Below are 14,140 nucleotides of genomic sequence, written 5' to 3'. Positions count from 1 at the left end.
CCCGCTGTTCAGATTTCCTTCAGACTTCTTGCCTAAATTACCGTTTCTGAAGAAAACTATGAAAGTATTAGTAATAGAAGACGAAATCGCCCTGAAGGATTCGATTGTGGCGTACCTGAAGCAGGAGGGCTATACTTGCGATGCCGCCACTGATTATTCCAGCGCCCTGCTCAAAACTGCCTCGCACACCTACGCCTGTGTGGTGGTAGATCTGACCTTGCCTGGCGGCAACGGACTCAACATCGTACGCTCGCTCAAAGAGAATAACGCCGATACCGGCATCATTATTATCTCTGCAAAAAATGCGCTGGACGATAAAATCACGGGGCTGGAGGTAGGCGCCGACGATTACCTGACCAAGCCTTTCCACCTCTCGGAGCTCAATGCGCGGGTGAAGTCGGTGCTGCGGCGGCGCAATTTTAATGGCCAGAAGGTGCTGCGCGTGGGGGAAGTGGAAGTACAGCCCGATGCGGCCGAGGCTTCCGTAGCCGGCAAGCAACTCACGCTCACCCGCAAGGAGTATGAACTGCTGCTATACTTTGTCTCTAACCGCAACCGCGTGCTCACCAAGGAGTCGATTGCCGAGTACCTCTGGGGCGACCACATCGAGATGCTCGACTCGCTCGACTTTGTATACACCCACATCAAAAACCTGCGGCGCAAGATCATAGAGGCCGGCGGCCAGGACTACATCCAGACGGTGTACGGCCTGGGCTATAAATTCACGAGCCCATGAGAGTACTGACCAAAACCAGTTTATACTATCTGCTGGTATCGCTGGTGGTGTTTGCGGTGGGCGGTACGGTGTTTTACCTGTCGCTGCGCGAGGAGATTTACGATGAGGTGGACGATCAGCTCTTCACCGATAAGGAGAACATCATCGCTTACATCCAAAAGCACGACCGCCTCCCTAACGTTACCTCGGGCATCTCGGAGGCCATACACGTGCGCGAGGCCGACCCGGAGAACCTGGTGATGGAGCACCTGTCGGACACACTCATCTACAGCACCTACGATGAGGAAGACATCCCGTTCCGCAAGCTCACCTTTACGGCTTACCGGCAGGGCAAACCGTACGAGTACACGATCTTCAAGTCGTTGATGGACTTTGACGACCTGACGGAAAGCACGGTGCTGGCCATGATCTGGATCTTTTTACTTTTGCTCATCGGGCTGGTGTTTGTCAACTACTACACCAACAAGTATACATGGCGCCACTTTTACGACACACTCGCCAGGATTAAGGAATACCGCCTGAGCCACCACCAGCCGCTCACGCTGAAGGAAAGCTCGACCACCGAGTTTGAGGAGCTTAACCAGGTGCTGCAAAGTATGACCGGCAAAATTCACAGCGATTTTCTCAACCTGAAGGAGTTTACCGAGAACGTGTCGCATGAGATACAGACGCCGCTGGCCATCGTGAATAGCAAAATAGAGCTGTTCATGCAATCCGAGAACCTGACCGAGGAGCAGGCCCAGATGCTGTCGGACATGTATGGCGCCCTGAACCGCCTGGCCCGCCTGAATAAGTCGCTCATCCTGCTCACCCGCATCGAGAACCGCGAGTTCACCGCCGAGGAGCAGGTGCCGCTGCACCGGCTGCTGCAGGAGCAACTCACGCACCTGCAGGAAATCATCAGCATGCGGGGGCTGGAGCTGGAAGTGGAACAGATGGAGGAAGTATACGTGCAGATGAACAGCGGCCTAACAGACGTGCTGCTGCAAAACCTGCTCAACAACGCCATCAAGCACAACCATCCTGGCGGAAGTATAAAAGTACTGCTCAACCGGCAGAAGCTCTGCATCCGCAACACTGGTGAAGCTCCCCAGGACCAACCGGAAAAGCTATTTGGTCGCTTCCGCACCGGCGATGATGCGGTGGGCTCCCTGGGCATTGGTCTGGCGCTCGTTAAAAAAATCTGCGACCTCTACGGGCTCCTTCCAAAGTATAACTTTAAGGATGGCGAGCACAGCCTCTGCATTTATTTTACAAAATAGCCTCCGCCACAGCCCTTCCTTCAGATTGTCTTCAGATTCCGAAAGTATACTTGTATAAACAGGTAGAATATTAACACTTAAGTATATGAATAGGAAGTTTTTGTTGAATATGCTGCTGGGGGTGACCGTTATGTGGGGAGCCACCTCGTGCAGCGAGATGAATGAGGAAATAGCTGACATCAGAGGGGAAATAAGTGAGCTGTGGGAGAAAGTTGAAGTGCCGGAGGCGGTGATGACGCAGTTCGCTTCCCTTTACCCGGATGTGAAAAATTCCGATTGGGAAGAGGAGCCCGAAGGGTTTGAGGTGGAGTTTGACCTGGGCGGGCGTGAGCGAAAAGTGCTGTTCAGTGCTACAGGGGAATTGTTGAAGGTAGAAGAGGAAATCAATACCACTGCTTTACCCCAGGAGGTGATGAAGTATGTGCAGGAGCATTTTGCCGACTTCACCATAGATGAGGCCAGCCTGGTAAAAACAGGCGAGACACTGAAGTACGAAGTGGAACTGGAGAGCCGGAAAGGCGAAGTAGAGCTGCTTTTTGACCAAAGCGGGAAATTGCTTGCCCAACAAGGCGCCCCGGTAGCATCAGCCGGTCCGGAGTTCCTCCAGGCATCGGTAGTGGGGGCGCTGCTGCCGGCGGCGGAAAATGCCAATGCATTTGCCAACCCGGTTTCCTCCTGGGAGTTGCCGGCCGAGCTGCGGGAGGTTTCCAGTATTGCCTTGCTGGCCGATGGTCGCATGGCCTGTGTGCAGGATGAGAAGGGAAGCATCTTTGTCTTTAACCTGAAAACCAACAAGCTGGAGGAAGAGCATCCTTTCGGAGAGCCCGGAGACTATGAGGGGCTGGCAATCGACGGAAACAAAGCTTACGTACTCCGCAGCGACGGGACCGTGTTTGAAGTAAGCGACTTTAAGAGCAAAAAGCCGCAGGTGAAAACGCACAAGTCTGTACTTTCTGCTAGTCAGGATACCGAGGGGCTTGCCCTCGACAAGGCGAACAACCGTTTGCTGATTGCCTGCAAAGGTCACGATAAAGCCTTGGGTGAAAACAAGGGCATTTACGAGCTGAACCTCAGCACCGGTAAAATGAACCCGGAGCCCGTTATCCGCATCGCCTTAGACCAGGAAGTGCTGAAGCAGCCTGTACCTGGCAAAAAGAAGGTGAAGGATGGATACGATGTGCTGCAGCCCTCTTCTTTGGAGATACACCCGCAAACGGGCGAGTATTACCTGCTGGATGCGGTGAACAACCGCATTATGGTGCTGGAAAAAGATGGCCGCATCAACAAGTCTGCCAACCTGGATAAGGAGCAGCTGCGCCAGGCCGAAGGACTTGCCTTTGGCAACAACGGCGAAGTATACATCTCCAGCGAAGGAAGCAAAACAGGGAAAGGCGTTATCCTGAAGTATGAGGCTAGTCTGTAAGGCTATACTTTCCTAAAAGAAACGGGGCAGCGAAAAATCGCTGCCCCGTTTTTCATTATACTTGGCGTCGGGCTATGCAACTGGTTGCACCTGCTTTTCCTGATGCTCATTTACCACAAACAACGTGCGGGTAGGGTAGGCAAAGTCAATGTTGAGTTCCTGGAATTCTTTGAAGATGCGCAGGTTAATCCGCTGCTGTATGTCCATGTAATCGTTGTAGTTCGACGACAGCACGTAGTAAACGACCTCAAAGTCCAGGCTGGAGTCGCCGTACGATGTAAAGTGGGCGCGGTCAAAACGCACCATGTCCTGTTCCTCCACAATTTGGCGCAGCAGCCCCGGTATCAGTTCCAGCTGCTCGTAAGTGGCCTGGTAGACAACGCCAAGCTTAAACACCACGCGTCGCTGCTGCATCTGCTTGTAGTTGTGAATGCGGGAGTTGGTCAAATCTGAGTTGGCTACCACCAGCTGCTCTCCCGACAGGCTTTTGATGCGCGTCGTTTTAACACCGATTTTGTCTACCACCCCCGACTTGTCATCGAGCACAATAAAATCCCCTACCTCAAAAGGGCGGTCAAAAAAGATAACAAAGTAGTTGAAAAGGTCGCCGAGGATATTTTGGGCTGCCAAGGCCACGGCAATACCCCCGATGCCAAGGCCCGCGACGATGGTCGTGACATTATAGCCCAAATTGTCAAGCAGCGTAAGCAGGCCCAGTCCCCAGATGGTCACGTTCAGGACAAGTATAACCCCGCCCAGTTGCTTCACCTTCTCCTCGCCATGCTCTTGCTTGCCTATGTACGAGCGCAGCAGCAGGATAAGCGTAGTGGAAACAATGCGAATGGCCAGAAAGGTACAAGCGACTATCAACGCCACCTGGAGTACCCTATCGAGTTTGGGCGGGAGTAGCAGGTAATTTAGGGCAGAGTATAGAGCAAAGATGTACAGGGCCGGCACCCCAAAACGGTCTATGCTTTCAACGAGGTGACTGTCCAGGTTAGATTTGGTCCGCGCGGTTAGTTTGGCAGCCCTGGTTAACACGCGCTTTCTGAAAAAGCCGATAAAAGTGAAGCTAATCAAAACGATAGCTACTACAATGAGGTAAGACTGTACAGTGTTGTGGAAGTATACTTGCTGGAGAAAATCTGTCATAGATAAGGTAAATAACTATAATTTATACTTTGTTCAGAAAGCTGAATGGAACAAGTATAAAAAAACAGCACCCGGAATGCAAACCGGGTGCTGACCTTTCTAAGTTATTTAAGCTCCAAAATCAGCGGTGCCTTAGGGGGAAGGCTTACTTTCGGCTGGCCCAGGTTGTAGGTCTGGCCGGTAAGTACGTCTGTTCCCTGTTTTATACTTTTCAGTTGGGGTGCGAATTTCGCCAGCTCCAGCTCGTAAGGCTTTTCGTTCTTGTTCAGGATGACCATCACCTTCTCATCGCCCTGCTCCCGGAAGTATACATACACCCCCTTGTAAGGAGCGTAGTGCGTCAGCTTGCCTTGGTGCACGGCCCCCGACGTTTTGCGCCAGTTCAGAAGCCTTTTGGTGAATTGCTGCATATCCAGCTGCTCTTTGGTGAGCCCTTGCCCCGTGAAGGCGTTCACTTTGTCGCCGGGCCAGCCCCCCTGAAAATCCGTGCGGATGATGCCGTGGTCGCCGGGCTGATCATTATGCATGAGAATTTCGGTGCCGTAGTAGATCTGCGGGATGCCACGCGTGGTGAGTATGTAAGCCAGCGCCAGTTTGGTCAGGGCAGCGTCCTGGTTCAGTTGCGTGTAGATGCGGTCCATGTCGTGGTTATCGGGGAAGACCACCAGGTTTTGCGGGTCGGCGTAGAGGAAATCCGTGGCCAGCACATTGTAGAGGTGCAGCCAGCCGGTATCCCAACCGCTCTCATCGTCGCGCAGGGCGGTGGTTAAAGCCGCCTGTATCGGGAAGTCCATAAGGCTGGGCAGGTACGAAGTATAGCCGTTCGGGTTTTGCTTTCCCCGTTGCCAGTAAGCCACAATGGCCGGGTTCAGCGACCACTCTTCGCCCACCACGTTAAAGTTCGGATATTCTTCCATCACACGGCGTGTCCACTCGCTCATGAAGGCCGGATCGGGGTAGGAGTAAGTATCCATCCGGATGCCGCCCAGGTCCGCGTACTCAATCCACCAGAGGGTGTTCTGGATCAGGTAGGTGGCCAGCAATCCGTTGCGCTGGTTCAGGTCGGGCATGCTGGGCACAAACCAACCGTCGTTGAATAGGTCGCGGTCGTATGCTGCGGCATAAGGATCCTGAATCGCCTCGCGGCGGTGGTTGGTTTCCTTGTACGTATGCTGATAGTTAAGCCAATCGTCTGTGGGCAGGTCCTTCATCCACCAGTGCTCGGAGCCGATGTGGTTGAGGATCATGTCCATCACTAGTTTTATACCTTGCTGCTTGGCCAGTTTCGATAGTTCTACATACTGTTCGTTGCTACCAAAACGCGGGTCCACCTGGTAGTAGTCGGTGGTGGAGTAGCCGTGGTAGGAGGTTTTGGTCTGGTTGTTTTCCAGCAGCGGGTTTATCCAGAGCGCCGTAAAGCCCATGTCCTTGATATAATCGAGGTGCTGGATAATTCCGGCGATGTCTCCGCCGTGGCGGCCGCTTTTATCGTAGCGATTAATCTGCTCTGTCATGCCCTTCACGTTATCGTTCTTGGTGTCGCCGTTGGCGAAGCGGTCAGGCGTGATAAGGTAGATAACGTCCGAGGTGTTAAAGCCCTGCCGGTTGGCGGAGTTAGGCTCCCGTTGCTTTACCTCATAGGTATAACGGTGCACGGTTTTGTTGCCCTGCTTCAGCTGAAGGGCAAACTTACCTGGCTTTGCCTTGCTCATGTCCAGCGTCAGGAACAGGTAGTTAGGGCTTTTAACCTTCACAACATCTTTAAGTATTACCCCCTCATGTTTGATGACAGGCGTCAGGGCGCTGATATTGGCCCCATGGAGCATGAGTTGGAGGCTCGGGTCTTTCATACCTGCCCACCAGAAGGCGGGCTCTACCCGGAGTTTTTGTGCCTGCGCAAAGGCGTTTAGCTGCAGCAGGCCGAGGAACAGGAACAGTATACAGTGTTTGTACCGGTGCATAAGTATAAAGCTTAGGAAGTGGCGTACATTTATACTTACATAGCCCGCAAAGAATACTTTTATCCCTCCAACATGCGCATTTCTTGTTTTAGGTTTTGCCGGGCCTGCTGCTCCAGCTGCCCGCGCATGAGCGGCGTGTGGTAAATGTGCTCCCGCGACAGGAAATGCTGCAGCACCTGCTTGCGCCCCAGCCGGTTAGTAGCGTCCGGGTACATACGGTACTCTTCCCGTATCTGCTGGCTATACTTTTGGTACTGCTCCCAGGAAGCGCCAAGTATGGCCAGGTCAAAATCAAGCAGGAGGTTGGCGTCGGGCAAGGGTTGTGGTAGATGCTCCCTGGTGGCCAGAATCAGTTGCGAAACGAGTTCTACTTCAGCAGCAGGCACGCCTATTTCTGGCAGCCTTGTACTTGCAAGCGCTGCACTTTGCGCCTCGTTATCCTGGCGGGTAGGGTCGTAAATTGCATCGTGGTAGAAAATGGCAAACTGAAAAGCGCGGGGCTGCGCTATATGGGGCAGCTGCTCCAAAGTGAGCTGAAACAGCTTTTGGAGATGGGATAATGTATGGTAGTGCCGGCCTGGGGAAGTATAAAGCTGCACCAACTCCTGCCACAGCTCTTCCTGAAGCTCGCAATCAGGAGTATAACCGGAAGTAAGGCGGAGCCATAGCTGGTATAGGTCTGGCATACTTGGCTACTTGTTAAAAACAAAGCAGGCTACTGTCTCCGGTAGCCTGCTGAAGTATAAATCCGGTATTACTTAAAAATCACACCATCTGCCACAAAGCGCAGCTCCTCGCGCGGCTCGGTGATGGCGGCAATCTCCTCTTCTGATTTTCCGGCGTCCTCGGCGAAGTGGCGAAGGTCATCCACGGAAACTACTTCTTTCTTGGCTGTACCGGTAAACACTATTTGGCGGCCTTCCAGGTTTGTGGTGGGCACAAAGAACCCGTAATCCCGGAACGTTACTTTCATTTGAGAGCCATCGTCCAGCTTCACGTCCATCCAGCACCCTTTTTTCTGGCAGCTTTTCTCTATTTCGGCAGCCACGGTGGCTTGCACCGAGTCCTTATCGGCCAATGTGGCTTCTAGGGCTGACACGGGTATCACATTTTCTTCCGCAAACGGGGCACCATAAGTAGCGCCGGCTTCTGCAGTGGTTGCCTCTGTGGCGGTCTCCGTATCGGTGGTTGACTGGCTGCAGGCAAAGGTGGCTGCGGCAAGGAAAAATACTAGCGTAGCTTTTTTCATGGAAGGGGTTTATGTTGATGGAGTTACAAATATAGGGATAAGTGCCATATAGGCAAATAGCATCAAATAATGTGCATAATCCGGGATATATGGGTAATATATTACTGTAAGTATACTTTGTTAAGTGATTAATAATCAATCAGGATAGGCTACCTGGACGTCAGCTCAACCCAACGCGCGCGGTCAATGGTAATGGTGAACCGGCCTGTGAGCAGCGGGAGGTAGGCGACAGGGAGCGAGGCCTGGAAGTCTTCCATTTGCAGGTCGAGGGTGGCCGTAAAGTATAAAGAGGTACTCTCCGGTGAGAATGTGACTGGCACCTGCAGGTTCCGGGTCGTGTTCTGCAGCCGTACTTCCACTTTTCTCGGCACTGTTTCCGGGCTCAGGTTCCCCGCGTTTATCTGCTGCACGGGGGCAGCCATCGTGATGAAGAGCTGCGGGTAGCGGGCGCCGTACAGCACCTCGTACGCCATATTCCGGGGGATGGAATCCTGCAGGGGAAGCAGTGTTTCGACCGGCAGGATACATTCGAGTTGTTGCAATTCACGGTTATAGCGCACCAGCACCTGGTCCGACATGAATTCGTAGCGGGCATCGCTTCCGTCCAGCGTCAGCAGTATCCGGTTGCTGCCGGTGTAGGGAGACCGGTTTCGCTGGGCGTTAGCCTCCGTCGTAAAGCAGAATAGGGGCAATAACAGCAGATACAGAAGTCGTAGTTTTATCGTCATAGAGTCTCGTTGATAGGTGAATGAATACCTGTACTAACGCAAACTGCCTGGCAAGGGTGGCTGGTAATACCATACTTTTCCTGCGGAAATCAGTACAACAAATAAAAAGCGAGGGAGTTGTTATAGAAAAGGCCCGCTACGACCAAATTATACGGTTTTTCCAAAACTATAACATGGGAGTGAAAGTATAAATTACTACATGTAGTGTGTGCAACAGGCAGAGGAGCAGGGCCTGCTTTCTGAGCACAGGAAAAAGGAGCACAGGATGAATCAGGATAAGAAAAATCAGGTAAACCATAAGCAGCGGTCAGGCTTCAAGCGGATTGACAGGATGCATCCTATCCGGATGTTGCTGTACCTGAGCATGGTGGGGATTGGCGTGCTGTTCTTTGTGCTGGTAGTTGCCTTTGCGCGCACGGGAGGTTTTCCGCAGGCGCAGTTCGAGTTGCCCAAGTTTTTTAGTGTCAGCACCGTTATTCTTCTCTTCAGCAGTTATACTATCTCCAGGGTGCCGCGGCTCTACAAGCAGGAGAAGCTAAAGAAAATGGCCCGCTACCTGGGCATTACCCTGGCACTGGGCCTGCTCTTTATCGGCGCACAGTTTATTGGCTGGAACGAGATGAGCCGAAGCGGGGTCTACTTCTCCGGAAAATCCTCAGGCACGTACCTTTACCTTATCTCGGCCCTTCATATCCTGCACCTGACAGGAGGTATCATTTTCCTGTCGTTCATGGTGTTTAAAACGATTTATGTGAACAGCGACGCTGTGCGCAGCCTGGTTTTTATCCGCGACCCGTTCCGACGGCTGCAGCTCACCATGCTCCGAAGCTACTGGCATTTCCTCGATTTTCTGTGGCTGGGCTTGTACCTGGTGCTTCTCTTTATGTCCTGAAGTATAAAGCATTCAGGGCGCTCTTTTAAAGTAAACATTAATACCTGTAAAGTATAAATGAGGCGGGGGATAGCCAATTTTTATACTTTAGCGCACAACCGTCACGCTGCCCTTGTAGGTAGTGGTGCCGTAGTCGAGCACGTAAAAGTAGACGCCGTCGTTCACCCCGTAACCATCCCACCTGAAGCCGCTGTCCTGGCTGCGAAACACTTCCTTGCCCCAACGGTTGTAAATCTTTATACTGCTGAAGGTAGCGGTGCAGAACTCCGGCGGCAGGTTCGGAATGTAGAAGAAGTCGTTTTTGCCGTCGCCATTCGGGGTAAAGATATTGGGCGGTACATAATCCCCAATCTTAGGCGCCTCCACATGGAATTCCATCGTCAGGCGCTGCGGATTTGGATCGCAGGCGTCCTCCTGAAGTATAAAATGTACCCGTACTACTTCCTGTAGGGCAGCCGGGCAATTGGCTACCCAGGTAAATTTCCCCTTGGCTTCACCCGTCCCGCCGGTGGCGGTGAACTGCATGCCATAGTCTGTCAGGTTAAAGCCATCTCCCTCAGCCGATAGCACCAGGTTGTTCAGGTCCAGGTCCAGCCCATCCAGGTTGGCTTCAAAAGCATCGTTCAGCTTCAGGCTATAAACGGCAGCCGCCTGGTCGGAGGTGAGTGTGGGAGGCGTGTTAGGCGCTTTTATCACAAATTCCAGCGTCAGCTCCTTATCCGGGGATGCGTCGCAGGCGTCCTCGTTAAGTATAAACTTCACGCGCAGGTTGTTGTTCTGGAAAGCCTCGCAGGTGGGCGTCCAGGTAAAAACGCCATCGGCCGTTCCGGCACCTCCATTACTGTTAAACAGCATGCCGAACTGCTCCAACGTAAACCCCTCTATACTTGCCGACAGGGCGAGCATGTCTAGATCGACGTCTTTGCCAAGCAGGTTTGCCGTAAAAGGCTGGCCGACTTCTAGCTCGATGGTGTTTTCTTGTTGATCCGAGGTAAGGGTTGGCTGGTTGTTGTTGGATCGGGGCCTGACCTCAATTGTTTCCTTACGGATCAGCTCCTGCTCACAAACACTGCTTCTGACGACAAAATCCAAAGTATAACTTTCCTTTTTTAGTGTTTCGCAGTTTATTTCCCAGGAGAAGGGGGAGGATACCTGCCCGATGCCGCTTCCGGGGGTAAAGCTTATTTGCTGCGAGCCCAGATCAAAATCGACGCCTTCGGCAGTTAGAAATACCTCGTCCTTATCCGGGTCAATCCCCAGTACATCAAAGTTCAGCACATCGCCCTGCTCTACCTCGAACACGCGCCGGTTGGTGGAGAGCGATACAGCAGGAGGCGCGTCGGGAAGCGGGTCAATCACAAAGCTCACGCGCACCGTGTCCTGGCGGGGAAGGCTGCACCCATCGTCTTTTACGATAAACTCCATCTGGTATACTTTCCCCTCCGTGTTGAAGCAGTCTGTAAAGCAGACCGTGGCGCTCAGCGTGTCTTGCGCGGTTCCCTGGTTGATAATGCCTTTGGTAGTGCCATTGAAAGTATAGCTCGATGCCGGGAAGTTGATGGGTCGGGCCCGCAATTCCACATACTCGCTTAGGTCCGGGTCAGTGAATTTGATGTTGAGGCAGCGCTCGGTGTCGCTAGCGCTGATACGCAGCACCTGCCCCTCTTTGTACAGGCTTCGCTGACCTTGCTGCTGCACAACCACATTGGGGGTTTGGTTACGCGGGCAGTCCAGCACGAGCACCTGAAAATCACGCCGCACCTCGCCCAGCTTCACCCCATTCCGGTACTCCTGCACCCGCACCCCAAACACGTAAAGCCCCTTTTGTGCCGGGCGCATCGTCAGCATGCCGGTAGTAGCCTCAATGTTGATGGCCGGTGCCCCCGGAATCTGGTTGGTGGTGTTGTAGCCCGCCTGCCATGCTATAGTAGGGTAGGGCGAGGGCATAGGGTTGTTAAAGTAAACTGGCGGAAAGGTGTTTAGATTATAATAAGCCGGCAGGTTAGCGTTGGTGTAGCCATTCAGCGGCGTGACCATATCATATACCAGCGAGTCGCCATCAGGGTCTGTGCCGTTGAACTCGAAGTAAAACATCTCACCCACACAGGCATAGTCGCTGAGCGGCGGGAAAAGGATAGGAGATGAATTCTGGAAGAATACACCGTTTTTTACGACAGGTGGCATCTCCATATAAAACACCTGGGCGGCATCCTCCGGACGTACTATGTTATTGATGGTGCGGTTACGGCAGCAGCGCTCCCAGGTAATGTAGTACCCGCCTGGTTCGTTAAAGATGCTGGGGTCGAGGTATACGTTAGAGTTATAGATGATCTTATCCGTCACCAACTCGCCAACGGTGCAATCAATATTGGTGTAGGGCACGCGCGCGCTGGAGGCAAGGTTAAGGGTGACGCGGCCGACATTGCGGTTGGTTGTTTTGCTGAAGAAGTTCACCGAAACATAGCCGTCTCTGGCCCCGACACTTCCATTCACCACATCAAAGTATAAATTTAAGCTGAGCTTATAGTTGTACCCACTGAGGTGCTGCAGTTCGAATTCACCACCCACAATATGCGTGGCCCGGGCTGGGAAGGCGACGGCGCATAATAGGAAAAGCAGGAGAGGGAGTAGACATCGCTGCATAGGCCTGGCTTGTGGTATGGTATGATTCCAGCTTGTATATTATCTGTTATAACAAATATTTATACTTGTTATCAGAATAGTATACTTGCGCCTGCCTTATGCTGTTGCTTTGCCCCCTGTTTTTATTTTTGCCGCTCTTCCTCTGGCCTCAGTACCTTCTCCAATAGCTCCTCAAAAGAAGATGGCCGCGAAAAAAGGGGATCCTGGTAAGTGTTCACGACAAGCCGGATATAATCAGGTTTATGGTGTACATGCATGTAGTCCAGCAGGACGTTGCCGTAGCGCTGGTTGCAGAGGTTGGTACCCGGTACGTCCTCGGGTAGTGGCACAAGCAGCAGCTTCTCTATATGTTGCTCCTTGCACTCCAGCTTGTTGCCGCTCCGCAAAGTATAGCCCTGTTGTTGGACGCGGTCCTTCAGGAGCTCAAACAGAAAGGTGAAATTGTCGGCCCCAATACGTTCGTCATAGAAAAGAACAACTCCCTTAAGGCTGTCGGAGCAAAGCAGCTCCACCTGGAAAGGCGTAGGCAAGCCGGCCTTCTCGTAATGGTAGGCTGTAAAAAATGGCCCCGTCCAGGAAAGGTATGTCTGGTGCTGGAGCCAGTTCCGGTAGCTTGCCTGAAACCGGGCTGAGCGCTCAGTGGCGCTACACCGAATCAATTTCTTTCCGCGACCCAACAAACGCTTAAAAAAATCGTTAAATGGCATCTGAATATTTTATCTCATAAACATAGATCAGCATAAATAGTTTTTTGTCTGCCACCTCTGACTGGTTTTGTAGAAAACCGGAAACTGATACGCTATTGTAACAATAAAATGCCTTAATTAACGATTAACGGACAGTGGTATGGTGCTGCCTGGCCCTCTACCGTATGGGGTAACCATCTGCTGTAAACCCAGAAACCCAATGGAAATACTGACACAAGAACTTGAAACTAAGAAGCGGCTGCTACAGGAGAGTAACAAGCTGCTGAACGCGCAGATTAAGGCTGCGAAGGACGCGATGGATGAGGCACAGGAGAGTGCGAACGACCACCAGGGATCTATGGAGGATAAATTTGAGTCGTTCCGGGAAAACTGCCAGATCCAGCGCGACATGTATGCGCGCCAGTTGGACGAACTGATTACCGTGCAGAGTGTGCTGCGCCGCATAAACGCCACTAAGGCCAACCAGGATGTATCGTTAGGTGCTGTGGTGATTACCGAGCTGCAGAACTACTTTATTGGCGTGAGCCTGGGTGAGATAAAGCTGGATGGGGAGTCGTACTATGCCATTTCTGGTATGTCGCCTGTATTTAAGGCTATGATGGGGAAAACAGCGGGAGAAACCTTTAGCTTTAGAGATAAAACCTATAAAATATTGCAGGTATTCTAGATTGTACTAATTTTTACGCAAACATCGAAAACCTCCAACGCCTTTTTGCAGTTAAAAGGCTGGTAAAGGGTTAATAAAAAGGGTTAGCTGCCTAGCTAACCCTTTTGCTTTTTATACTTTTTATGTTACTCTACGCGCGTCCAGTGTTGGGTTCGGCCGATAAGTGAAATGCCGATGTAGCCTTTTACCTCCATCTTGTCTTTGCTCACCATTTTCATGTAGCAGCTATAGGTCTTGCCGCTTTCCGGGTCGTAGATAGTACCCTCATCCCATTTATTATCCCCATCATACTCAAAACCTTTCATGAAAGGGAGCCCGATCAGGGGTTTAGTGCGCAATTTTTTATCAGGGTTGTTCTCGTCCAGCTTTGGTTTTCCATTGCGCAGCGGCTCTTTCAGCGACACGATCTTGCCACACAGCTTGTCCCCACATTTGTAGATCTCAAACTTCGCCTTTCCTTCTTCATTTGTCCAGATACCGATAGGCGACAGGCTCTGTGCCCACGCGGCGGAGCTGAGGAACAGGAGCATTACCAGGGTTAGGAGGTGCTTTTTCATTTAATTCGGATTTGTTTGTTCGTTTGCAATGTAATATAGCAAAAATTATCTATCCTGATGCTTCTGTGGATTAGAAAAAATAGGCGGGTGTTTTGGTAGATTTTGAAAAATTTAATTGCCTAATCTAGGACAGGCACAGGCTTCCCATAGGATTGTCTGTCAG

The 14,140-nt window shown here is 51.8% G+C and carries 13 protein-coding genes; 5 read left to right on the top strand and 8 right to left on the bottom strand.

Features of this window, described 5'->3' with window-relative positions:
* Positions 1 to 58 precede the first annotated feature (58 nt).
* From BM040_RS01725 to BM040_RS01715, 3 genes are all read left to right on the top strand, one after another.
* Positions 59 to 736, top strand: coding sequence for a response regulator transcription factor (locus BM040_RS01725; protein ID WP_092099432.1), 678 nt, complete (start codon positions 59 to 61; stop codon positions 734 to 736).
* On the top strand, positions 733 to 1,998 hold the full coding sequence (locus tag BM040_RS01720) for a sensor histidine kinase (protein WP_092098396.1): 1,266 nt from the start codon (positions 733 to 735) through the stop codon (positions 1,996 to 1,998). The genes BM040_RS01725 and BM040_RS01720 overlap by 4 nt, the downstream gene beginning before the upstream one ends.
* An 85-nt stretch (positions 1,999 to 2,083) precedes the next feature.
* Positions 2,084 to 3,421: a PepSY-like domain-containing protein gene (locus tag BM040_RS01715; protein WP_092098392.1), complete on the top strand. Its 1,338-nt coding sequence runs from the start codon at positions 2,084 to 2,086 to the stop codon at positions 3,419 to 3,421.
* Positions 3,422 to 3,493: 72 nt separating this feature from the next.
* Here BM040_RS01715 and BM040_RS01710 read toward each other — a convergent pair whose 3' ends face one another.
* The 5 genes from BM040_RS01710 to BM040_RS01690 all read right to left on the bottom strand — a co-directional run bounded on the left by BM040_RS01710 (position 3,494) and on the right by BM040_RS01690 (position 8,511).
* Positions 3,494 to 4,573 (bottom strand): mechanosensitive ion channel family protein, encoded by a 1,080-nt coding sequence (locus BM040_RS01710; RefSeq protein WP_092098390.1) that lies wholly within the window; start codon positions 4,571 to 4,573, stop codon positions 3,494 to 3,496.
* 104 nt (positions 4,574 to 4,677) lie between these two features.
* Positions 4,678 to 6,534 carry a glycoside hydrolase family 13 protein gene (locus BM040_RS01705; RefSeq protein WP_092098388.1) on the bottom strand — a complete coding sequence of 619 codons (1,857 nt, stop codon included), beginning with the start codon at positions 6,532 to 6,534 and terminating at the stop codon, positions 4,678 to 4,680.
* Between the two features lie 59 nt (positions 6,535 to 6,593).
* Positions 6,594 to 7,220 (bottom strand): HD domain-containing protein, encoded by a 627-nt coding sequence (locus tag BM040_RS01700; protein ID WP_092098386.1) that lies wholly within the window; start codon positions 7,218 to 7,220, stop codon positions 6,594 to 6,596.
* 68 nt (positions 7,221 to 7,288) lie between these two features.
* On the bottom strand, positions 7,289 to 7,783 hold the full coding sequence (locus BM040_RS01695; protein WP_092098384.1) for a DUF4920 domain-containing protein: 495 nt from the start codon (positions 7,781 to 7,783) through the stop codon (positions 7,289 to 7,291).
* Positions 7,784 to 7,932: 149 nt separating this feature from the next.
* The gene (locus BM040_RS01690) at positions 7,933 to 8,511 is read right to left on the bottom strand and encodes a hypothetical protein (RefSeq protein ID WP_139217740.1); all 579 of its coding nucleotides are present in this window, start codon (positions 8,509 to 8,511) and stop codon (positions 7,933 to 7,935) included.
* 265 nt (positions 8,512 to 8,776) lie between these two features.
* Here BM040_RS01690 and BM040_RS01685 point away from each other — a divergent pair, with 265 nt between their 5' ends.
* Positions 8,777 to 9,403 carry a cytochrome c oxidase subunit 3 gene (locus tag BM040_RS01685; protein ID WP_092099431.1) on the top strand — a complete coding sequence of 209 codons (627 nt, stop codon included), beginning with the start codon at positions 8,777 to 8,779 and terminating at the stop codon, positions 9,401 to 9,403.
* 87 nt (positions 9,404 to 9,490) lie between these two features.
* Here BM040_RS01685 and BM040_RS01680 read toward each other — a convergent pair whose 3' ends face one another.
* On the bottom strand, positions 9,491 to 12,046 hold the full coding sequence (locus tag BM040_RS01680) for a T9SS type B sorting domain-containing protein (RefSeq protein WP_092098380.1): 2,556 nt from the start codon (positions 12,044 to 12,046) through the stop codon (positions 9,491 to 9,493).
* Positions 12,047 to 12,168: 122 nt separating this feature from the next.
* Positions 12,169 to 12,753 (bottom strand): hypothetical protein, encoded by a 585-nt coding sequence (locus BM040_RS01675; protein WP_092098378.1) that lies wholly within the window; start codon positions 12,751 to 12,753, stop codon positions 12,169 to 12,171.
* A 199-nt stretch (positions 12,754 to 12,952) separates the two neighbouring features.
* On the opposite strand from BM040_RS01675, the gene BM040_RS01670 reads away from it, so the two are divergent.
* Positions 12,953 to 13,420, top strand: coding sequence for a hypothetical protein (locus BM040_RS01670; protein WP_092098376.1), 468 nt, complete (start codon positions 12,953 to 12,955; stop codon positions 13,418 to 13,420).
* 125 nt (positions 13,421 to 13,545) lie between these two features.
* Here BM040_RS01670 and BM040_RS01665 read toward each other — a convergent pair whose 3' ends face one another.
* The gene (locus BM040_RS01665; protein ID WP_092098374.1) at positions 13,546 to 13,977 is read right to left on the bottom strand and encodes a DUF2147 domain-containing protein; all 432 of its coding nucleotides are present in this window, start codon (positions 13,975 to 13,977) and stop codon (positions 13,546 to 13,548) included.
* Positions 13,978 to 14,140 lie beyond the last annotated feature (163 nt).

The organism is Pontibacter chinhatensis, assembly GCF_900113285.1.
GTDB lineage: Bacteria > Bacteroidota > Bacteroidia > Cytophagales > Hymenobacteraceae > Pontibacter > Pontibacter chinhatensis.
The sequence above is the reverse complement of the archived record's forward strand: the minus strand, read 5'-3'. Positions and strand labels throughout refer to the sequence as shown.